This is a genomic window from Prochlorococcus sp. MIT2304 (assembly GCF_059772405.1).
Genome location: NZ_CM186286.1, coordinates 1,052,266 through 1,074,882, shown reverse-complemented (window position 1 = coordinate 1,074,882; position 22,617 = coordinate 1,052,266). Strand labels below are relative to the sequence as shown.

The window sequence follows — 22,617 nt, the reverse complement described above, 5'->3', positions numbered from 1 at the left end:
ATGAAAAATTTTTGAGTATTAATTCTATTTTTATAAGATAAACGGATTAAACTTTTATGTCATCAATGGTATTTACTTCACTTAAGAAGAAAAGAATTCAGTAGAATATAATTGATTTATTTAAAAAAGTAATGACTAGCGAACTTGCTACGAATTTGCTTCCAAGTATTCTTGTTCCTCTTGTAGGAATTATGATTCCTGCAGTATCGATAGTGATGCTTGGACGATATATAACTGCAACTGAATAATTTTAAATTTTATTTTGTCAACGTTAGCTTATTCCTATGACTGAATCTAAAGAAACACTTATGCAGAAATGGGCTGTAAAAACAGTTCAAGATCCAACGGTTGGTAATCTTCAAACCCCTGTTAATAGTGGTTGGTTTACAAGGATGGTTATTAATAATTTGCCAGTATATAGAGAGGGCTTGTCTCCAAATTTTAGAGGCCTTGAAACAGGAGCAATTTTTGGCTATTTACTTTTTGGCCCTTTTTCTATGACTGGACCTCTTCGAAATACTGATTTTGCTTTGACAGCAGGATTGCTCGGTGGAGTTGGAGCTATTCAAATATTAACAGCACTTTTTATCCTTTATAATGCACCTGGTAAGTCCCCTAATGTTCAACCACCGGATGCAACTGTTATGAATCCTCCTGCTGACCTATTTACAAGATCAGGATGGACTGATTTTACAAATGGTTTTTGGTTAGGAGGTACTGGAGGTGTTGTTTTTGCTTGGCTGCTTATTGGTACTTTGCATTTAGATACTGTCCTTCCTCTGATCAAAGAATATCATTTATTAGGAGCCTAAAAATTTTTCCTAGAAGAAGTTTTAATAAAAAGCCCCTATTTTAATAGGGCTTTTTATTCCTATTATTAACTTGAATAATAGGAATAAAAACTCAAAGCTCATATTTTTTCTTTTAAATTTAGCTTATTTTTATCTGTCTTTTTACGATTAAATTGATACTTTTTGTTTTTTTATTAACTAGCTAAAGTTAACTTAGTAATACAACTTCAAAAAAAAGAACACTACCCAATAGATAGTGTTCTTTTTTTTTAGTTGTATAAAGTATTATCCAAACTTACCTGAAGTTGAGGCTATAACAAAAGCTCCAAAGGTTATAAAGTTTCCAAAAGTGAAATGAGATAGACCAACCAAACGGGCTTGAACAATTGACAATGCAACTGGCTTATCTCTCCAACCGACAAGGTTAGCTATTGGTGTTCTTTGATGAGCCCAGACTAGAGTTTCAATAAGTTCTTGCCAATAACCTCTCCAAGATATGAGGAACATAAATCCAGTAGCCCATATTAGATGACCAAATAAGAACATCCAAGCCCATGGTGATAAAGCATTGACTCCAAAGGGGTTATAACCATTGATTAACTGAGAGCTATTAAGCCACAGATAATCTCTAAACCAGCCCATTAAATAGGTGCCTGATTCATTGAATTGAGCCGTATTGCCCATCCAAATTGCCAAATGCTTCCAATGCCAATAAAAAGTTATCCAAGCAATTGTATTTAAAGCCCAGAACATTGCTAAATAAGTAGCGTCCCAAGAAGAGCTATCACATGTACCTCCACGACCAGGTCCATCACAAGGGAACGCAAATCCCAAATCTTTTTTGTCTGGAATTAATTTAGTTCCTCTTGCATCAAGGGCACCTTTAATAAGAATCAAAGCAGTTGTATGAAGTCCTAGTGCAATAGCATGATGAACCAGGAAATCTGCGGGTCCTATAGGTAGGAAATTCGTTAGCGCATCAGGTCTATTGATCATATCAAGCCAGTAATGGTTTCCTGGCATGGAGCTTGCTGCTATTGAAGCTGAGCTTGCGGAATTAGCTAATAAAGCATTAAAGCCATACATCATCTTCCCACTTGCAGCTTGAGCGAACTGAGCGAAAACTGGTTCAATTAGAATTTGCTTTTCGGGAGTTCCAAAGGCTACAACTACATCATTGTGAACGTAAATTCCAAGAGTATGAAAGCCAAGAAGCATAGTTACCCAACTTAAGTGACTAATCAATGCTTCCTTAGTGCTAAGGATTCTTGCTAAAACATTATCTCTGTTTAGTACTGGATCGTAATCTCTAACAAAGAAAATTGCTCCATGAGAGAAAGCACCAACCATCAAAAACATCGCTATGTATTGATGATGGGTATATAGGGCTGATTGAGTAGTGTAATCCCTTGCGATAAATGCATATGAAGGTAGTGCACCCATATGCTGTGCAACTAGGCTGCAAGCCACACCTAGAGATGCAAGAGCAAGACCAAGTTGAAAATGAAGTGAGTTATTAACTGTCTCGAAAAGACCGTTATGCTTTATCCCGAAATAACCTTTATGTGGATCTTTTGGATGACTTGTGTTATGTGCTTCAACAATTTCTTTAAGACTATGACCTATTCCAAAATTAGTTCTATACATATGACCAGCAATTATAAATACAACACCTATGGCTAAATGATGGTGAGCTATATCAGTTAGCCATAGTGATTCACTTTGAGGGTGAAGACCTCCTAAGAATGTAAATATAGCTGTTCCAGCTCCTTCAGAGGTTCCAAAAACTGCATTAAGAGAATCAGGATTTTGAGCATAGGCGCCCCAATTTCCTGAAAAGAATGGAGTTAACCCTTCCGGGTGAGGCATAACAGTTAGCCAATTATCCCAGCCAACGTGTATACCCCTTGATTCAGGTATTGCAACATGAATTAAATGACCAGTCCAAGCAATGCTACTGAATCCAAAAAGAACAGATAAATGATGGTTTAATTGAGATTCTGCATTCTTGAACCATGCTAAAGATGGCCTGTACTTTGGTTGAAGATGTAACCATCCTGCAAATAGCAGCCAGCAAACAAGAATGTTTATAAATATTGCGCCTTGAAAAAGTTGTTCATTAGTTCTCATCCCAATTGTGTACCACCAATGATATAAACCCGAATAAGCAATATTTACAGGAGATGTAGCTCCTGCTTGTGTTAATGCCTCAGTAAGACCTGGTCCAAAATGTGGATCCCAAATTGCATGAGCAATTGGCCGAGAATGAAGTGGATCTAGAACCCATTGTTCAAAGTTGCCTTGCCAAGCGATGTGAAAAAGGTTTCCAGCAACCCAAAGACCAATTACTGCTAGATGTCCAAAATGTGTGGAGAAAAGCTTTTGATATAACTGCTCTTCAGTCATACCATCATGACTTTCAAAATCATGAGCAGTAGCTATTCCGTACCAGATTCTTCTGGTTGTGGGGTCTTGAGCAAGACCCTGATTGAAAGATGGAAATTTAGTTGCCATTTTTTAAGAAATCAGAAAGGGTCAGCCGAGACCTATTAAGCGAGCATGGAAGAAGGCCCATGTAGTAGCTATTCCTCCAAGAAGGAAATGAGCTGCTCCAACCGCGCGACCTTGAGTAATTGATAAAGCCCTTGGTTGAATAGTGGGGGCTAATTTAAGTTTATTATGAGCCCAGACTATTGACTCAAATAATTCTTGCCAGTAGCCACGACCACTAAATAAGAACATAAGACTAAATGCCCATACAAAATGTGCTCCAAGGAACATCAATCCATACATACTTATGGGTTGACCATAACTTGTAAGGACTTGAGAAGATTGTGCCCATAGGAAATCTCTTAGCCATCCATTGATTGTTATGGAGCTTTGAGCGAAATTGCCTCCAGTCAAGCCCCAAACATCACTTTGCATTTTCCATGAGAAATGGAAGATAACAACTGAAAGTCCGTTGTACATCCAGAATAAACCAAGGAAAACATGATCCCAAGCAGATACTTGGCATGTGCCTCCTCTTCCTGGACCATCGCAAGGGAACCTAAAACCAAGATTTGCTTTGTCAGGTATCAGTCTGGAGCTTCTAGCAAATAAGACACCTTTTAGAAGAATTAAAAGTGTTACGTGAATAGTAAATGCATGAATATGGTGAATCATAAAATCTGCAGTCCCTAGTGGAATAGGGGCAATTCCAATTTTCCCCCCTACTTGACTTACAGAACCATTGAAAACTTCACTCACTAATCCACTTTGAAGATTTACATTTGCCCCTGCGAGCGTTGTAGATCCAGCAGCTGAATGGTGAATATTTTGAATCCATTGAGCAAATACAGGTTGAAGTTGGATTCCTGTATCACTAAACATATCTGCAGGTCTTCCTAAGGCTCTCATTACATCGTTATGAATATATAAACCGAAGCTATGGAAACCTAAGAACATGCAAGCCCAATTAAGATGACTTATTAGTGCATCTCTAGCTTTTAGAACTCTATCGAGAACATTATCAATATGAAGAGCTGGATCATAGTCCCTAACCATTGCAATAGCAGAATGAGCTGCAGCACCAACTATGAATAAGCCTCCAATCCACATATGATGAGTAAAGAGACCTAAAACAGTTGGATAATCAATCGACAAGTAAGGATATGGAGGCATCGCATACATGTGATGAGAAATGATGATGCTCAAGGAGCCAATCATTGCAAGGTTTAAGCCAAGCTGAGCATGCCAACTATTAGCTAAAAACTCATAAATGCCCTTGTGACCATTTGGAGCAGGGAAAAGAATTGGATCTCCAGCATGATTATCTAATATCTCTTTGAGGCTATGGCCAATGCCAAACATTGTTCTATATACGTGTCCACCAAATACAGCTAGTACTCCAAATGCCAAATGATGATGAGAAATATCTGTCATCCATAAGCTACCTGTAACAGGATTTAGACCACCTTTGAAAGTTAAAAAATCACTGAACGCCCACCAATTAGTCGTAAAGAAATTTTCAACTGTTCTTCCAGCTAGACCAGGGAATATTTGACTAGCAATGGCAGGGTTGCAAAGCTCGTGAGGCAGAGGCATATCCGCAATTGAAGCAATAGGAATGCCATCAATAATCAGAGGCTTACCGGCATCAATTGCATCCATGATCGCTGCAGTTGGTGCACCAATGTGAATGCAATGTCCAGCCCAAGCAATTGAACCTAAACCAACAAGACCAGCAATGTGGTGATTGAGCATAGATTCAAGATTTCTGAACCAATCGAGCTTAGGAGCAGCTTTGTGATAGTGATATATACCCCCGTGAAGCATAATGGCAGCCATTAGCAAAGCACCAATTGCTAGAGCCATTAACTCTGTTTCGTTAGTAATACCCCAGCCTCTCCACATCTGAAAGATTCCTGATGTGATCTGTATTCCGTGATAATTACCACCCAAATCAGCATTAAGCATTTCTTGACCAACTATTGGCCAAACAACCTGCGCTCCAGGTTTCACATGAGTTGGGTCGGCTAGCCAGCCTGAATAATTGGAAAAGCGAGCTCCATGGAAAAAAGCAGCACTCATCCAAATAAAGATGACTGCTAAATGTCCAAAGTGAGCTGAAAAGACCTTTCTACTAGTCTCTTGTAGATCTCCAACATGGGTATCAAAATCATGCGCATCAGCATGAAGATTCCATATCCAAGTGGTAGTTTTTGGGCCCTTGGCAAGGGTTTTAGACCAAAAACCAGGCTTATCAAGCTTGGAAAAATCTACAGGGATTGCATCAGTTTCGATAGGTTTATCGAGAACTGGTTCTTTTTTTTGTTCTCTTTCTGGGGGGCTTATGGTCATCGAGTGATTCCTTTAGGAATGTGATCGAGGTGGGTGGGTAATCTTTTCAGATTAGTTGTTAAATCTAGAGGGAAAAACTAATGAAAAAAAGCTAGTTCCGTGGATAGATTTAGGAATTCAAGACCTACCTTGAAAGGTAATTGAATTTGTGATTTTTAGTTATGTCACAATCATAAAACAGAGATTCAGTTACTACGGTCACGTGTAACAAATGTTCTACACTTTTATTTTTGTGTCAATTCGAAATTCGAAACTTTGCTTAACCTCAATTTTTTGAGAGGTGAAATAAAGAATCAATCAAATTTCAGATAGGAGTTTTGGTGATAGATATCTTAAATTAAGATTCGTCCAAATAGCTATTTATCCTAGTTATCGTAACGTTTTTCGCTTACTAGGCACTCTTTAAGTGCTTATTCATAGGCAAATATACTCTTATTTTATACATTTTAAAAATTGTTTTTTAATCATTAGCGAATCTTTTTTATGGCATTTTATTGAAATGCATCAAAATAAAGCTGTTTCTTATTTTTGTTCTGGAAAAACCTTTAGTTAATACTCCAAAAAGAATTGCATTTGGATTTTCTTTGAGTTCTTTGCCTTTGCTCGAAAGATTAAAGGCATCTAATCATGTTGATCACATTTTCATGTCGTATAGATCAGATTTTTTATTCGAAGAAAAAGCTTCAGGTTTGATTCAATCAATGCCTAAAGCTTTTTTAAAAGATCATTGGCAGAAAAACAATAAATTAATTTTTATAGGTTCAATCGGAGCAGTAGTTAGGCTCATTTCTCCTTTCGTCAGTTCTAAGGAAAATGATCCAGCGATACTGGTTATGGATTCAAAAGCTAAAAATATTATTCCTTTATTGGGAGGCCATAAACAAGGGGGAGATATGTTTGCAAATGAATTATCAGCAGCTTTAGAAGCAGAAGCGATTTTTACCTCAGATTCATTTATTGAAAGAAAAATATCCTTGGATTGTTTTGGCAAAGGTTGGGGTTGGGAAAGAGGAGGAGATAATGTTGATTGGCGAAATTTAATGATTAAACAAGCTAGGGGGCGAAAAAATCTTGTTTTTCAATCTAAAGGCTCGAAACTATGGCATAAGTTGAAAGCTTGCTCAAATTTTTCTTTTTTAGAAAAAAATGATCAGATATCTTCTAAAAATATCGATTTATATATAGGTCAAGAGAAAAAAAGCATATGTTCATGGCATCCATCATCAATAATTATCGGAATTGGTTGCGAGAGAAATACTGATGAAAAATTGATTAAAAGAGCAATTAATGAGTCTTTTTCTGAAAAAGGGTTGTCACTTCTTTCAATCGCTTGTATTGCAACGATTGATAAAAAAAATGATGAAATTGGATTATTGAATTTATCAAAAAAAAATGAATGGCCAATTAATTTTTTTAGTGCTCTTGAACTTTCAAAAGTAAAGGTCCCTACTCCCTCAAATGTGGTTTTAAAAGAAATGGGAACCCCCTCAGTAGCTGAGGCGGCAGCAATTTCTCAGGGAGCAGAGAGTGGAAGGTTAATACAAGAAAAACAAATCTATTACGCCAAAGAGGATGAATTTGGGGCTGTAACTATTGCATTGGTAGAGCTTGATAAACCTTTTGCTCCCCATAAAGGTGAATTGCATTTAATTGGTAGTGGGCCTGGAAAATTAGAAATGCTTACTTCTGACTCACGCCAAGTTTTGACTAGATGTGCTGTTTGGATTGGTTATGGTCCTTACTTAAATTATTTGGAAGCCATACGAGGTCATGATCAGGTTCGAATCGATTCAGAATTAACTTTTGAAAAAGATCGTTGTCATCATGCTCTTGATCTTGCGAAACAGGGAGTAAAGGTTGCTTTGATTTCTTCTGGAGACAGTGGAATTTATGGAATGGCAGGATTGGCGCTTGAACTTTGGCTAAATGAAAGGGTTGATTCAAGACCTTTATTTCAAGTTCATCCAGGTATTAGTTCTTTCCAAATGGCTGCTGCAAAACTAGGAGCTCCTTTTATGCATGATTTTTGCTCCATCTCTTTAAGTGATCTTTTGACTCCTTGGAATCAAATTGAGAAGAGAATAAAAAGTGCAGCTATTGGTGACTTTGTTCTTGCAATATTCAACCCAAAATCAATTAAACGTTATTGGCAGCTGAAAAAGACAGTTGATTTATTACTTGAATTTCGCAAACCAAGCACACCTGTTGCTATTGCTAGGCAGCTTGGGAGGCCAGAGGAAAGTATAGAACTGCATACTCTCGAAACTTTGCCATTTGATCAGGTCGATATGCTTACGATTCTGGTTATTGGTAATAGTCGGAGTGTTATCAAAAACAATAAATTTTTAACACCCAGAGGCTATTCCCTTGATTAAATTTTTATATTCTTTTAACCCAAAAAGTCAAATACTTTGTTTTTAGCTTATTTTTGTTATCAACTTGAGAAGAAGTTAAAAAATCAAGTCAATCTGGAAATTCTTTCTAAAGTTAGTTTGTTATTAAAAGAGCTTTGCTTAAACCAGACTGGTTACGTGTTAAGGCACCACAGCAAGAGAGGATTGGCAATGTTGCTGATCTATTAGTTGATTTAAAACTCAATACAGTTTGTCAGGAAGCAAGTTGTCCAAATATCGGAGAATGCTTTGCAGGGGGTACTGCTACTTTTTTAATCATGGGCCCTGCTTGCACTCGGAAATGCCCTTATTGTGATATCTCATTTGATAACTCCAAAAGGCTTTTAGATCCATCAGAACCTGATCGTTTAGGTGAAGCTGTTTACAGGATGGGCTTAACTCATGTTGTAATAACTTCGGTGAATCGAGATGACTTAGAGGATGGTGGCGCAAGTCAATTTTTGAAATGTATTAAAGCCGTTCAAAGCAAATCTCCTTTTACCTCTATTGAAGTCTTAATTCCAGATCTTTGTGGTAATTGGGATGCTTTAAAAGTCATTTTGGATGCTGCTCCAAACGTTCTAAATCACAATATTGAGACAGTTCCAAGGCTATATCCAAGAGTAAGACCTCAAGGAAAATATGAAAGGTCTTTGGAATTATTAAAAAGAGTTCGTGAAGGTTGGCCAAGAGTATATACAAAATCAGGCTTAATGGCTGGATTAGGAGAAACGGATGAAGAGATTTTGAGCGTTCTTTATGATCTGCATCTACATAAAGTCGACATAGTAACTATTGGCCAATATTTGTCACCAGGACCAAAACATTTACCTGTCAATAGATTTGTATCTCCTTCGCAATTTGATAGTTACCGTATTGAGGGAGAAAATAAATTAGGATTTTTACAAGTAATTAGCTCACCATTAACTCGAAGTAGCTATCACGCTGGAGAAGTGAAAAAATTAATGATGTCTCATCCAAGATAATTGGAAAACTTTGGCTGTCTTCGATCAATTGATATCCATTCTTGAAGATCCCAGTTGACTAAATCATTTTTTATCATGGGATCATTCGCTATGATTTTTTTTGCTGTTAAATAATCCTTAGCTTCAAGAATTAATAACCCCCCTCCGCCTGGAATTTTTTTTTCATTTATTAAATATCCGCTTTGGATGTAATGGCCTAATTTATTCATCTCTTTGACCCATTCTTTATGCATTAATAAATGTTTTTTCCTTTCATCGTTAGATAATTCTAAGGTTTTATCTTTAAACTTCTCAGTCTTAATAAATATAGGCATTCTTATCTTTCTATATTGTCGCTTTCTCAAGTTGTTCCTGAATACCTAATTTATTTTTTTCGCTTGGAGGAACTACTATCTTAAATAACTTTTTCCAAGAAGACCAATCTGAGAGAATTTTGTTTGCTATGGGACTTTTAGTTTTCTGAAGATATTCAATAATTAGGTCCTTTAAGAATTTCTCTTGGTTAGTTGAAGTCAGATTATGGACCTCAACAATTTCATTATTTATTTTTAAGTGAATTTCATTTTTTTTGTCAAGAATAAATGCTATCCCTCCAGTCATCCCTGCTCCAATATTTCTTCCGGTTTTTCCCAGAACAACAACCACTCCCCCAGTCATATATTCGCAACAATGGTCCCCCGCTCCTTCAATAACAGCATGAGCGCCGCTATTGCGAACTCCAAAACGTTCTCCTGCTATTCCAAGGGCGAATAATTTTCCACCCGTTGCTCCATATAAACATGTATTTCCTAGTATTACTTGAGCGTTGGATGTGTGATTGATGATTTCAGGAACAACGGTAATTGAGCCTCCGTTAATGCCTTTGCCTACATAATCATTAGCTTCTCCCACTAAAAAAATATTCATTCCTTTTAAAATAAAGGCACCAAAACTTTGCCCCGCTGAACCTTTAAATATTAAATTTAAATTCCCTTTAAAACCTTTGTTCCCATATTCTTTAGCTATTACTCCAGAGATCCGTGCACAAACACTTCTGTCGGTGTTAACTATTGAGATTTCTTTAGTGATGCTTCCATGGGTCTTAATTGCATTGGAAATTTCTTGATCTTTGAGAAGAGCATTCTCAAGAACTTCTCCATTGCTATGAGCATCTATTTCGTGGCTCAACCATGAACGATCTTTTGAGTTTTTTAAAGGTTTGAGAAGGCTAGAAAGGTCAACCTCTTTTGTTTTTGTTAGTTGTAGGTTCCTTGGAATTAATAAATCTGTTCTTCCAATAAGATCTTCGACTTTTGCTACACCAACTTGACTCATCAATTGTCTTACCTCCTCAGCTACGAAGATAAAGAAGTTCACCACATGTTCTGGTAAACCTGGGAATCTTTTTCTTAAGCCTTCTTTTTGAGTTGCAACACCGACTGGACATTTATTTGTATGGCAAATCCTCGCCATGATGCAACCCTCGGCGATCATTGCGATTGTTCCAAAACCATATTCTTCTGCTCCAAGTAAAGCCGCAATCAGGACATCCCATCCTGTTTTTAAACCTCCATCTGCTCTTAACAAAACCCTTTTGCGCAGACCATTTTCTAATAAAGATCTATGAACCTCAGTTAATCCAAGTTCCCATGGCAAACCAGCGTGTTTAATTGAACTCAGTGGCGAGGCACCCGTTCCGCCATCATGTCCTGAAATCTGGATTACATCAGCATTTGCTTTGGCTACTCCCCCTGCAATTGTGCCAATACCTATTTCGGCAACTAATTTTACACTCACTTTTGCAGTTGGATTTATTTGATGTAGGTCGTGAATAAGTTGAGCCAGGTCTTCTATGGAGTAAATATCATGATGAGGAGGAGGTGAAATAAGAGCTACACCTGGCTTGCTATTGCGAAGCTTGGCTATGTATTCATCAACCTTTGCTCCAGGTAATTGTCCACCTTCTCCAGGTTTTGCTCCTTGGGCTACTTTGATTTCTAATTGCTTTCCGCTAGTTAAATATTCAGGGGTTACACCAAATCGGCCAGACGCAATTTGTTTAATTGCAGAACAAGCTGTATCTCCATTTAAAAGTCCTTTGATATTGGGTAAGGTTTTTGACTGATTATTTTCATCAACATCTTCAAGGATATTGAATCTAGCGGGATCTTCTCCTCCTTCACCACTATTACTTTTGCCTCCAATTCTGTTCATTGCTATTGCAAGAACTTCATGGGCTTCCCTTGATAGTGCGCCAAGACTCATGCCACCGGTGCAAAATCTTTGACAAATACTCTCAACACTCTCTATTTGATCGAGAGGTAAAGGCTGTGCAGCTTTTTTAAGAGTAAGTAGATCTCTTAGGGTTGTTGCTGGACGACTTTCTAGTAGTTGTTGATAAGTTTTGAAGTGGTCATATCCTGGCCCAGCTTTGACTGCAGCATGAAGAATTTTTGACATTTCAGGATTATTCAAATGAAATTCTCCACTATTTCGATATTGAACAAATCCATTAAAGTCAAGTTTTTTTTGCTCTAGCTCTGGAAACGCTTTTTTATGAAACGAAATTGTCTCGATTGATAATTCTCTAAGAGTGAGTCCAGCTATGCGACTTGTCGTTCCTTTGAAAGCTAAATCAATTAAATCTGCACCAATACCTATGGCTTCAAAAATTTGTGCTCCATGATAACTTGCTAAAACAGAGATTCCTATTTTTGAAAGTATTTTTCTTAATCCATCCTCCATTGCTTTCTTAACATTTTCTTGAGCAATCTCTATGGATAAATTAGACAACTTCCCATCGGAAATCAGTTTTTGAGTTTTAGGTAGTTGCCACCAATGGCGAGTAGTTTCCCATGTTAACCATGGACAAATTGCACTTGCTCCAAATCCAATTAGACAGGCTATGTGGTGGGTACTCCAGCATTGAGCTGTATCTATAATTATTGAAGTTTTTAGCCTTAGTCCCTTGCGAAGTAAGTGATGGTGAACTGACGCAACAGCTAGAAGAGGAGGAATGTATGATTTTTCTCGATTAATATTTCTATCTGAAAGGATTAGTACTTCTCCGCCATTAATTACACAATTTTCTGCTTCCTGGCATAGATATTTAATTCCTTTATCTAGGCTTAGTTCAGGGTTATCTGTAGGAATTAATGTAGATATTTTCTTGCAATTAAGACCAGATTTTGTTATTGAAGTTAATTCTTTCTCATTAATAACTGGTGATTTAATATGAACTAGTCTTGCAGATTCTGCTTTTGGAGATAATGGAGCTTTCCTAACACCAAGGTGCATTTCTAAGCTCGTAACAAGTTTTTCTCTGAGAGGGTCAATTGGAGGATTAGTTACTTGTGCAAACCTTTGTTTGAAATAGTCATAAAGAATATGTGATTTCTTGGAAAGTATGGCTAGTGGAATATCATCTCCCATGCAATAAGTTGGTTCTTTTGCATTTGCAGCCATGCTATTGATTATATAATCAAAATCTTCTGCACTAAATCCAAATGCAATTTGTTGCTGTAGTAACTCTTGCTTATTAAATTTATTATTTACTTCCCAATTTTGGTTGTTGAGATTAATACGATTTGCTTTTAACCAATCTAAGTATGGATATCTGTTTGCTGATTCTTCTTTGACATCCCAGTTTCGTAAAATCCTCTTCTTTTCTAAATCTACTGACAGCATTTGACCGGGTCCTAGCCGACCTTTTTCTTGAATTTGATTCTCATCTAATTCAACAACACCTGTTTCAGATCCCATAACAACATATCCATTTTTAGTGATGCAATAGCGAGCTGGTCTTAGACCATTTCTGTCAAGTGTTGCTCCTATGTTTCTTCCGTCAGTAAAAACTATTAATGCTGGCCCATCCCATGGCTCCTGAGTCCCTGCAGCGTATTCATAAAAAGCAGTGATTTCAGGTTTGTTTATTAACTCAGGTTGGTCTCTAAAAGCCTCAGGTATAAGTGTTAATAAGCTATCAGTTATTGGTCGGCCGCTTCGAACCAATAGCTCAAGAGTTAAATCAAGATTGGCTGAATCACTAAATAAATTATTGACAATCGGTTTTAGATCACTTGCATTGTCTTCCCATACTGAACTTATATCCGTTTCAGCTGCCTTCGCCCAATTTATATTTCCTAGCAGTGTATTTATTTCTCCATTATGACCTAAAAGTCTCATGGGTTGAGCTAATGGCCACTTTGGTAAAGTATTCGTACTAAATCTTCTGTGGTAAACCGCATATGAAACTTTAAATCTGTCGTCCTGTAGATCTTTATAAAAAGGAGCCAGTATCTCAGATCTGACCATTCCTTTATATACAATTGTTTTGTTACTTAAAGAGCATATATAGAGACCTAGTTTATCTTCTTTTAATTCTATATTTGCCCGATTGGAAATCCTTTGCTTTAGTCTGAAAAGCAAAGCTTCAAGACTAATTTCTTGATCTTGAATATCAACTATCCATTGTGTAATAAAGGGTTCATTTTCTTTTGCAAGTTTTCCTAAAACTTCATTATCAACTGGAACATCTCTCCAGCCTTTAGAAGTTAAGCCTAAATATTCAGCTTCTTGTTCACATATTTTTTTTGATATTTCCCTATTCTTTTCATCTTTAGGCATAAAAATCATCCCTATTCCTGATGATTTAGTCTCACATTCTTTAGCGGTTTGCCAAACTTGCTTTAGATATGACCATGGAATTTCGCATAAAATCCCAGCGCCATCACCTGAATCGCTATCTCCCCCGCATCCGCCTCTATGCTCCATGCAACTCAGCCCACGTAAAGCCTGAGACAAGACCCAATTGTTTTGCTTGCCCTCGACGCTCGCTATGAATCCAACTCCACAAGAATCTTTTTCCCCAGAGAAGGCATCTGGATAGGTGCTATCGCAATAAGGCCAATTTGATCTTGAGGGTCGTTGATGCATGTTTTTTAACTTACTATTTTTCTTTTCTTGCAAAAGTGCTATCGGTAAGCTTTGAAATGAATGATTAGATTGATTTGATAGTTCCTAGAGTTACATCTTAAACATTTTTGTCGACCATCAAGTTTTTTCTTCAATACTTTCTTTAAAAATTCGTCCCTTATGCTTAAACCTGAATAAAAATAAAATGTTAATTAAAAAAAAATCCTAATTTGGGTGCTTGACCGAGTAATCTAGACAATTGTTGAATCTGGTCGAACTCAGACCAAATATAAAATTAATGCCAACCATTCAACAGTTGATAAGAACAGAGCGAAAGACTCTAAAAACAAAGACCAAATCTCCTGCTTTGCGAGGTTGTCCAGAAAGGAGAGGCGTTTGTACCAGGGTTTATACCTCAACTCCCAAAAAACCTAACTCTGCTTTAAGAAAAGTTGCTCGTGTCAGATTAACCTCAGGTTTTGAAGTTACTGCTTACATAGGTGGTATCGGTCACAACCTTCAAGAACACTCTGTAGTTTTGCTGAGGGGTGGAAGAGTTAAGGATCTACCAGGTGTGAGATATCACATAGTCAGAGGAACTCTTGATACTGCTGGGGTTAAAGACCGTAGACAGTCAAGATCAAAATATGGAGCTAAATCTCCCAAGGAATAAAACTTATTTTTGATTCATTGAATTTCTCCCTTATACAAATTTAATTTCATGTCAAGAAGAAACGCAGCAGAAAAAAGACCTGTTCTCCCTGATCCTCAGTTCAATAATCGTTTGGCAAGTATGATGGTCCATCGATTGATGAAGCACGGTAAGAAATCAACAGCTCAAAGAATTCTTTCTGATGCTTTTGGTTTGATTAACGAACGAACTGGTTCGGATCCCATTGAATTGTTTGAAACAGCAGTGAAAAATGTTACTCCTCTTGTTGAAGTAAGAGCTAGAAGAGTAGGCGGAGCTACATATCAGGTTCCCATGGAGGTCCGTCAAGAAAGAGGGACTGCGATGGCCCTCAGATGGTTGGTAAATTTCTCAAGATCAAGAAATGGTAGAAGCATGGCTCAAAAACTTGCTGGGGAGCTCATGGATGCAGCTAATGAGGCTGGGAACGCAGTGAGAAAGAGGGAAGAGACGCATAAAATGGCTGAAGCAAATAAAGCTTTTGCACATTACCGCTACTGATTTTTTCAAATTTTTCTATTCAATTTCAAAAAATATTTCTTTTTTTGCATGCTGAGTTGTAGAGTCCACCAGCATTTTAAAGCCCTTTAGTCGGAGAATTTTCTGTGGCACGAGCCTTTCCTTTGGAACGAGTAAGAAATATCGGGATTGCTGCACATATTGATGCTGGTAAAACCACTTGTACTGAGAGAATTCTCTTCTACTCGGGTGTTGTACACAAAATGGGTGAAGTCCATGACGGTGCCGCAGTTACCGATTGGATGGCCCAAGAGAGAGAAAGAGGCATAACAATTACTGCAGCAGCAATTTCAACTACTTGGGATGATCACCGTATCAATATTATTGATACGCCTGGACACGTTGACTTCACAATCGAAGTCGAACGTTCGATGAGAGTACTTGATGGCGTTATTGCTGTTTTTTGTGCTGTGGGCGGCGTTCAGCCCCAATCCGAGACTGTTTGGCGACAAGCCGATAGATATTCCGTCCCAAGGATGGTTTTTGTTAATAAAATGGATAGAACAGGCGCTGATTTCCTAAAGGTCCATGGACAAATCAAAGACAGATTGAAAGCTAATGCAGTGCCAATTCAATTACCTATAGGAGCCGAGAATGATCTGAAAGGTATTATTGATCTTGTAGGTAATAAAGCATATATATATAAAGATGATTTAGGCAAAGATATTGAAGAGACTGAGGTTCCCTCCGACATGGTTGATTTAGTTTCTGATTGGCGCTCTAAATTAATGGAGTCGATAGCTGAAACTGATGAGGAATTACTGGACGCTTTTCTAGAAAATGGTGAGTTAACTGTTGATCAATTGAAGTCTGGGATAAGGGAGGGTGTTCTTAAACATGGCTTAGTTCCAATGTTATGTGGTTCAGCTTTTAAAAATAAAGGTGTTCAGTTGCTTCTTGATGCTGTTGTTAATTATCTACCCGCCCCCGTTGATGTGCCTCCTATTCAAGGTCTGCTTCCTAACGGGAAAGAAGCTGTAAGGCCCTCAGATGATTCTGCACCATTTAGCGCGCTTGCATTCAAGGTAATGGCAGACCCATACGGGAAATTAACTTTTGTACGTATGTATTCTGGCGTTCTTGAGAAAGGAAGTTATGTTCTCAATTCAACCAAGGATGCCAAAGAGAGAATATCAAGACTAATTATTTTGAAAGCTGATGACCGTGAAGAGGTAGATGAACTAAGGGCGGGGGATCTTGGAGCCGTACTAGGACTTAAAAATACAACCACTGGAGATACGTTATGTGCTTCTGATGAAGCAATTGTATTAGAAACGCTCTTTATCCCTGAACCTGTTATTTCGGTTGCTGTTGAACCTAAGACCAAAGGCGATATGGAAAAACTTGGGAAAGCTTTAACCTCACTTTCCGAAGAAGATCCAACATTCAGAGTAAGTACTGATCAAGAAACAAATCAAACTGTTATCGCTGGAATGGGTGAGCTTCATCTAGAGATTCTGGTTGATCGAATGTTGAGAGAATTCAAGGTTGAGGCAAATATTGGTGCTCCACAAGTTTCCTACCGTGAAACTATTCGAGCCAGTTCTTCAGGAGAAGGAAAGTTTGCGAGACAAACAGGGGGTAAAGGTCAATATGGACATGTAGTTATCGAAGTTGAGCCAGGTGAGCCAGGCACTGGATTTGAATTTGTCAATAAAATTGTTGGGGGATCAGTTCCAAAGGAATATATTAAACCTGCGGAATCTGGCATGAAGGAAACATGTGAATCTGGAGTGATTGCAGGCTATCCTCTTATTGATGTCAAAGTCACTTTGGTTGATGGCTCTTATCATGATGTTGATTCATCAGAAATGGCCTTCAAAATTGCTGGCTCAATGGCTTTCAAAGATGGAATCAAGAAGTGCAATCCTGTCCTTCTAGAACCTATGATGAAAGTTGAGGTAGAAGTCCCTGAGGACTTCCTAGGCTCTATAATTGGAGATCTGTCCTCTAGACGAGGCCAGGTCGAAGGTCAGTCCATCGATGATGGGCAGTCCAAAGTCCAGGCAAAAGTGCCATTAGCCGAAATGTTTGGCTATGCCACTCAACTCCGATCAATGACTCAAGGTCGGGGTATTTTCTCAATGGAGTTCAGCACTTACGAGGAAGTTCCTCGTAATGTTGCTGAAGCAATTATCTCCAAGAATCAGGGCAATTCCTGATCTCTAAAATTTACTAACCATCCCCCGATTCTTTAAAAAAAATGGCTCGCGAGAAGTTTGAGAGGAACAAACCTCACGTCAACATAGGTACTATTGGCCACGTTGACCATGGCAAAACAACCCTTACTGCTGCAATTACAAAGGTTTTAGCCAAGAAGGGTCAAGCCAAAGAACAAGACTATGCAGATATTGATGGTGCCCCAGAAGAGCGAGAGCGTGGAATCACAATCAATACTGCTCACGTTGAATACGAAACTGATGGGCGGCATTACGCTCACGTTGATTGTCCAGGCCACGCAGATTATGTAAAGAACATGATCACAGGAGCTGCCCAGATGGATGGTGCAATCCTTGTTGTAGCTGCGACTGATGGAGCAATGGCTCAAACTAAAGAACACATTCTTTTAGCTAAGCAAGTTGGTGTTCCAGCATTGGTGGTTGCACTCAACAAGTGTGACATGGTCGATGATGAAGAAATGATCGAACTTGTCGAAATGGAGATTCGTGAACTCCTTACAAGTTATGATTTCCCTGGTGACGATATACCTGTTATTCAAGTTTCAGGATTGAAGGCTATAGAAGGCGAAACTGATTGGGAGACAAAAATAGATGAGTTGATGACTGCTGTTGATGCTTCAATACCTGAGCCAGAACGTGAAGTTGATAAGCCATTCTTAATGGCGGTTGAAGACGTCTTTTCAATTACTGGTCGTGGAACAGTCGCTACAGGTCGAATTGAAAGAGGAAAAGTAACTGTAGGTGAGGAGGTTGAAATTGTAGGAATTAGAGATACAAGACTCACAACTGTTACCGGTGTTGAGATGTTTAGAAAGCTTCTTGATGAAGGTATGGCAGGAGATAACGTTGGTCTTTTATTACGCGGTGTTCAGAAAGAAGATATTGAAAGAGGAATGGTTCTTGTTAAGAAAGGATCGATTACGCCTCATACTAAATTTGAAGGTGAGGTATATGTATTAAAAAAAGAAGAAGGTGGTCGCCATACCCCTTTCTTTGCTGGTTATCGTCCTCAGTTTTATATCCGTACTACTGACGTAACAGGTCAAATTACTGCATTTACATCTGATGATGGAAGCAATGTTGAAATGGTTATGCCTGGTGACAGAATAAAAATGACAGGGGAATTGATTGCACCTGTGGCTATAGAGCAAGGCATGAGATTCGCAATTCGCGAAGGTGGACGTACTATTGGTGCTGGAGTAGTTTCTAAAATTATTGAGTGATAGCTCTGAGGATGACTTGTAATTTATTCAGGTCATCCTCTAGATTAATTAATCAAATGAACTAATCAGTTCATATTTTAAAGAACCTCGAAAACCTAATTAGCTTTTGGTAATTCAATTATGTCAACTGCAATTGCACAGCAAAAAATACGCATACGCCTCAAGGCTTTTGATCGAAGAATGCTTGACTTGTCTTGTGAAAAAATAATAGAGACTGCAGATACAACAGCTGCTTCTGCAATAGGGCCTATTCCTCTACCTACAAAACGAAAAATTTACTGTGTTCTGCGTTCCCCACATGTTGATAAAGATTCCAGAGAGCATTTTGAAACACGAACACATAGACGCCTTATTGATATTTACAGCCCTTCAGCAAAGACTATAGATGCTCTAATGAAGTTGGACCTCCCAAGTGGAGTTGATATAGAAGTTAAGCTCTAGATCTTTTTCTCTCAAACAAGAGATTGATTATCTAGGATATGTTTAATTAGGAATACCCATTTGAGCGAACTTTCAGTTAGGGAGCTACCACTTTTCCCATTGCCTGAGGTTGTGCTTTTTCCTCAGGAGTACTTGCCTCTTCATATTTTTGAGACTCGATATAGGGTTATGCTTCAATCTGTTTTGAAGTCAGACAGCCGTTTTGGAGTAGTTAGATGGGATCCAATCGCGAAAAAAATGGCTGATGTTGGTTGTTGTGCTGAGATCATTAAGCATCAAACTTCACAAGATGGAAGAAGCAATATTGTTACTATTGGACAACAAAGATTTCGAATCCTAGAAATCATTACTGAAACGCCTTTTATTAACGCCTTAGTTAGTTGGGTTGATGATGATCAAACTTCAGATCAAAAAAAACTTTTAGAACTTAAGAATTCCGTCTCTATTGCCCTTAGGGATGTCGTTTCGCTAACCTCAAAATTAACTGAATCAGAGAAAGAGCTCCCTGATTCTTTGCCGGATATCCCCAGAGAATTGTCTTTTTGGATCGCAGCTCATCTTGGAGGTCCCGTAGCGAGTGAACAGCAAAATTTATTAGAATTAACAAATACTTATCACAGACTGGAAAGAGAATATGAACTTCTTGATCACACTAGAAGGCAACTGGCTGCAAGAACAGCTTTAAAAGATACTTTCTCAAACGCAGATCAAGCCAACAATTAATTATGCAATGGATATTATTTTTTATATTTAGCCTTTTCTTTATACTAACTTTAAGTACTCAATGGCTCAGGGGAAGTCGTAAATATGAGTCTGTTAGTACTGTTGCATCCTCATATGATTCTTGGACTAATGACCGTTTACTAGAAAATCTCTGGGGGGAGCATATTCATTTAGGCTTTTACGAAAAACCAAGATCAAAAAAGGATTTTAGAAAAGCGAAGGTTGATTTTGTTCACGAATTAGTGCGTTGGAGTGGTTTGGATAAATTACCAAAAGGATCAAGAATATTAGATGTGGGATGCGGGATAGGGGGAAGTTCAAGAATATTATCTAATGATTATGGATTTGATGTTGTTGGTATTTCTATTAGTGAGGCACAAATTAGAAGAGCAAATGAGTTAACTACCAATAATGACTTTTGTCGCTTTGAAGTGATGAATGCTCTTGACTTGAAGTTTGAGAAAGGAAGCTTTGACGGTGTTTGGAGCGTTGAAGCGGGGCCTCATATTGTTGATAAACAAACTTATGCAGATGAGATGCTAAGAGTACTTAGACCTGGTGGCATTTTGGCAATAGCAGATTGGAATCAAAGAGATTCAATAAAGAATCCATTAAATTTCTTGGAAAAGTTCATTATGCATCAACTTTTAGTTCAATGGACACATCCTGAATTTTCAAGTATTGAAGGATTCCAAAAAAATTTATTAAATAGTCCTTATTGTGGAGGCTCTGTAGAAACCTCTAATTGGACGAAATATACAATTCAATCTTGGAATGAATCAATATATGAAGGGTTTAGAAGACCTTCATCTATATTGAAATTAGGCTTTAGATCTTTACTAAAAGCATTCAGAGAAATACCAACAATTTTAATGATGAGATGGTCTTTCTCAACAGGTTTGATGAAATTTGGAGTTTTCAAGTCAAGAGGATAAATTACTCAGCTTCTGAACTGAAATAACATCCAAAATTGATTATTTGATTGCAAAGTGGAGATAACTCTTCAGTTATTTTCGTAAAGTCTTTTTCACTAGAATTATTTAAATCAAGGTCTATGAAAAAGACATACTCGCCTAGTTCTCTTTTAGAGGGACGAGATTCAATTCGACTCATGTTGAGACCCAGATTTGCTATGCAATTTAATGCTTTAAGTAATGCACCTGGACTATTTGACTTAAGAGAAAAAGCTATGCTTGCCTTATTGCCATCAACTTTAATGTTCTTTTTTCTCAGAAGAATGAATCTAGTGCAATTGCCTTCAATATCATTAATAGGATAAGCAAGAATATTGAGTTCCTCATTTGCATCTTTGGATCCTATTGCTGCTCTAAATGAGCTTCCTTTGACCATCCTTATTGCTTCTGCTGTTGAATTAGTTGGCAAATGAACTGCATTTGGAAGATTGTCATTTAGCCACTGGCTGCATTGAGCTAATGCCTGAGGATGAGAGAGGACTTCTGAAATAGTTGATAATGATCCGCTGCTCATTAATGAGTGTTTGATGGGAAGTACTAAGGCTCTATGAATAAATAAATTTTTATGTATCCATAGAGAATCTAATGTTGTAGTAACGCCACCTTCTACTGAATTTTCAATTGGTACTACGGCTGCTTCACAAAGATTGTTTGCAAGATTTTCCACAACAGATCTTAATCCTTTGCATGGAGCGAACTGTGGTGAGTCAATATTTTCTAAGGCTGCTAGGGCTTTTGCGGCCTTCTCAGCGTATGTTCCTTTGGGTCCAAGGTAAGCCACTCGAGTTGACATTAGAATAAAAAAAAGGGGTAAATGCCGATAAGATCAAACTGAGCAAGTTTTTGATAATGGCTCTTGCCTTTACAGCACGACAAAAAATTGATCTAGTTGTTCAAGAAAATGAGGAGCAACTATCTGATTATCTCTTACAACAGGAAAGAGTTGTAGGAGCAATGCTTGATCCAAAAAAATTGACTCCTTTGGGGCCAGGGAGCTTTAAGTACGAAGTCACAAGTTTTAAGGTTTTTCAACTTCAGATAAATCCAGTGGTATCAATAGGAGTAGAAAATAGTGATAGAAAAATAAGAATGTATGTCACTGAAAGTCATCTAGAAGGCTTAGGGTTTGTTGATGATTTTGATTTAACCTTAGATGCAACTTTGGAGGCAAAACCATCAAGTCTTGAAGGGGAAGCGCTTTTAGGCGTAACAGTTAGTCAGCCTCAACTATTGAGATTAATTCCTCCCAAAATGCTCGAGACCACTGGGCACTCGATATTGAATGGAATATTATTAGGAATAAAGAGCAGAGTTCAGAAGCAGTTAATTGCTGACTTTAAAAATTGGTGTAATGAAAATTAGTTACCAAAATTAATCCATTTTCAGTCTGGAGAGAAAACTTTTTCGATGGAGTCTTGTTGCGCCTGAATGGATTAATTGTTTTCTATGGAATGCAGTTCCATAACCCTTATTTTTTTCTAGTCCATAAAAACTGTATAAAGGAGCTAGTCGTTTCATTAATTCATCTCTTGCTTCTTTTGCTAAAACGCTGGCAGCGGCAATTGAAGGGAAATGACTCTCTCCTCGAACTTGTGTTTTCTGTTTTCCTGCCCACAGGCGAATGGGTAGTATTCCGTCTACCAGAAGTAAGTCTGGTGGGGAAGAAAATTTTTCTAATGCTCTTACCATTGCTTTTTCAGTAGCCTCACGGATGCCGAAACTATCAATCTCTCTTGCTGAAGCTTGGCCTATTGACCAGGCTATTGAGTTCTCTTTGATTAAAGGAACTAATTTATATCTTTGCCTGGGGCTTAATTTTTTGCTGTCCTTTAAACCATGAGATAAGAGTTTTGATTCGTTTTCTTTGCTTAATATCACAGCCCCTGCAAAAATAGGGCCAAATAAGCAACCTCTGCCTACTTCATCAACACCCGCAATCAGATATTTATAATTACACATGC

The 22,617-nt window shown here is 37.9% G+C and carries 18 protein-coding genes; 12 read left to right on the top strand and 6 right to left on the bottom strand.

The features are described 5' to 3' along the window. Nucleotides 1–131: 131 nt before the first annotated feature. Together AC6EIY_RS06400 and AC6EIY_RS06395 are read left to right on the top strand one after the other, a co-directional pair. A complete protein-coding gene (locus tag AC6EIY_RS06400; protein ID WP_498461541.1) occupies nucleotides 132–248 on the top strand; it encodes a photosystem I reaction center subunit VIII in 117 nt (38 codons plus the stop codon). 36 nt (nucleotides 249–284) lie between these two features. Beyond that, nucleotides 285–812: a photosystem I reaction center protein subunit XI gene (locus tag AC6EIY_RS06395; protein ID WP_498461540.1), complete on the top strand. Its 528-nt coding sequence runs from the start codon at nucleotides 285–287 to the stop codon at nucleotides 810–812. A 264-nt stretch (nucleotides 813–1,076) separates the two neighbouring features. Here the strand turns inward: AC6EIY_RS06395 and psaB are convergent, their stop codons facing one another. Beyond that, nucleotides 1,077–3,305 carry a photosystem I core protein PsaB gene (psaB, locus tag AC6EIY_RS06390; RefSeq protein ID WP_498506137.1) on the bottom strand — a complete coding sequence of 743 codons (2,229 nt, stop codon included), beginning with the start codon at nucleotides 3,303–3,305 and terminating at the stop codon, nucleotides 1,077–1,079. A 21-nt stretch (nucleotides 3,306–3,326) separates the two neighbouring features. After that, on the bottom strand, nucleotides 3,327–5,633 hold the full coding sequence (gene psaA, locus AC6EIY_RS06385; protein ID WP_498461538.1) for a photosystem I core protein PsaA: 2,307 nt from the start codon (nucleotides 5,631–5,633) through the stop codon (nucleotides 3,327–3,329). A gap of 593 nt (nucleotides 5,634–6,226) precedes the next feature. On the opposite strand from psaA, the gene cobJ reads away from it, so the two are divergent. Both cobJ and lipA read left to right on the top strand, forming a co-directional pair. Next, nucleotides 6,227–8,008: a precorrin-3B C(17)-methyltransferase gene (cobJ, locus tag AC6EIY_RS06380; protein ID WP_498508164.1), complete on the top strand. Its 1,782-nt coding sequence runs from the start codon at nucleotides 6,227–6,229 to the stop codon at nucleotides 8,006–8,008. A 134-nt stretch (nucleotides 8,009–8,142) separates the two neighbouring features. After that, a complete protein-coding gene (gene lipA / locus AC6EIY_RS06375) occupies nucleotides 8,143–9,012 on the top strand; it encodes a lipoyl synthase (RefSeq protein WP_498506136.1) in 870 nt (289 codons plus the stop codon). Here the strand turns inward: lipA and AC6EIY_RS06370 are convergent. After that, nucleotides 9,000–9,326: a YciI family protein gene (locus AC6EIY_RS06370; protein WP_498506135.1), complete on the bottom strand. Its 327-nt coding sequence runs from the start codon at nucleotides 9,324–9,326 to the stop codon at nucleotides 9,000–9,002. The genes lipA and AC6EIY_RS06370 overlap by 13 nt on opposite strands. Before the next feature lie 10 nt (nucleotides 9,327–9,336). Next, entirely contained in the window at nucleotides 9,337–13,926 is a 4,590-nt protein-coding gene (gene gltB, locus AC6EIY_RS06365) for a glutamate synthase large subunit (RefSeq protein ID WP_498506134.1), read from the bottom strand. A 277-nt stretch (nucleotides 13,927–14,203) separates the two neighbouring features. Between gltB and rpsL the strand changes: the two genes are divergently transcribed. The 7 genes from rpsL to AC6EIY_RS06330 all read left to right on the top strand — a co-directional run bounded on the left by rpsL (nucleotide 14,204) and on the right by AC6EIY_RS06330 (nucleotide 20,617). Continuing rightward, complete coding sequence (gene rpsL / locus AC6EIY_RS06360; protein WP_011824478.1) at nucleotides 14,204–14,578, top strand: 30S ribosomal protein S12; 375 nt, start codon at nucleotides 14,204–14,206, stop codon at nucleotides 14,576–14,578. A gap of 48 nt (nucleotides 14,579–14,626) precedes the next feature. Beyond that, the gene (gene rpsG, locus AC6EIY_RS06355) at nucleotides 14,627–15,097 is read left to right on the top strand and encodes a 30S ribosomal protein S7 (protein ID WP_498461533.1); all 471 of its coding nucleotides are present in this window, start codon (nucleotides 14,627–14,629) and stop codon (nucleotides 15,095–15,097) included. Nucleotides 15,098–15,201: 104 nt separating this feature from the next. Continuing rightward, the gene (fusA, locus tag AC6EIY_RS06350) at nucleotides 15,202–17,277 is read left to right on the top strand and encodes an elongation factor G (protein WP_498506133.1); all 2,076 of its coding nucleotides are present in this window, start codon (nucleotides 15,202–15,204) and stop codon (nucleotides 17,275–17,277) included. A gap of 41 nt (nucleotides 17,278–17,318) precedes the next feature. After that, entirely contained in the window at nucleotides 17,319–18,518 is a 1,200-nt protein-coding gene (gene tuf, locus AC6EIY_RS06345; RefSeq protein WP_498506132.1) for an elongation factor Tu, read from the top strand. A 120-nt stretch (nucleotides 18,519–18,638) separates the two neighbouring features. Continuing rightward, the gene (gene rpsJ, locus AC6EIY_RS06340) at nucleotides 18,639–18,959 is read left to right on the top strand and encodes a 30S ribosomal protein S10 (protein ID WP_498461530.1); all 321 of its coding nucleotides are present in this window, start codon (nucleotides 18,639–18,641) and stop codon (nucleotides 18,957–18,959) included. A gap of 60 nt (nucleotides 18,960–19,019) precedes the next feature. Next, a complete protein-coding gene (locus AC6EIY_RS06335; protein ID WP_498506131.1) occupies nucleotides 19,020–19,682 on the top strand; it encodes an LON peptidase substrate-binding domain-containing protein in 663 nt (220 codons plus the stop codon). Nucleotides 19,683–19,684: 2 nt separating this feature from the next. Continuing rightward, entirely contained in the window at nucleotides 19,685–20,617 is a 933-nt protein-coding gene (locus AC6EIY_RS06330; protein WP_498506130.1) for a methyltransferase domain-containing protein, read from the top strand. Nucleotide 20,618: 1 nt separating this feature from the next. Here AC6EIY_RS06330 and pheA read toward each other — a convergent pair whose 3' ends face one another. Continuing rightward, nucleotides 20,619–21,449, bottom strand: a complete 831-nt coding sequence (gene pheA / locus AC6EIY_RS06325; RefSeq protein ID WP_498506129.1) for a prephenate dehydratase — start codon at nucleotides 21,447–21,449, stop codon at nucleotides 20,619–20,621. A gap of 56 nt (nucleotides 21,450–21,505) precedes the next feature. Between pheA and AC6EIY_RS06320 the strand changes: the two genes are divergently transcribed. Next, entirely contained in the window at nucleotides 21,506–22,018 is a 513-nt protein-coding gene (locus AC6EIY_RS06320) for a DUF1997 domain-containing protein (RefSeq protein ID WP_498506128.1), read from the top strand. A 9-nt stretch (nucleotides 22,019–22,027) separates the two neighbouring features. On the opposite strand, the gene AC6EIY_RS06315 is transcribed toward AC6EIY_RS06320, so the two are convergent. After that, nucleotides 22,028–22,615 carry a ribonuclease HII gene (locus AC6EIY_RS06315; RefSeq protein ID WP_498506127.1) on the bottom strand — a complete coding sequence of 196 codons (588 nt, stop codon included), beginning with the start codon at nucleotides 22,613–22,615 and terminating at the stop codon, nucleotides 22,028–22,030. Between the last annotated feature and the right edge of the window lie 2 nt (nucleotides 22,616–22,617).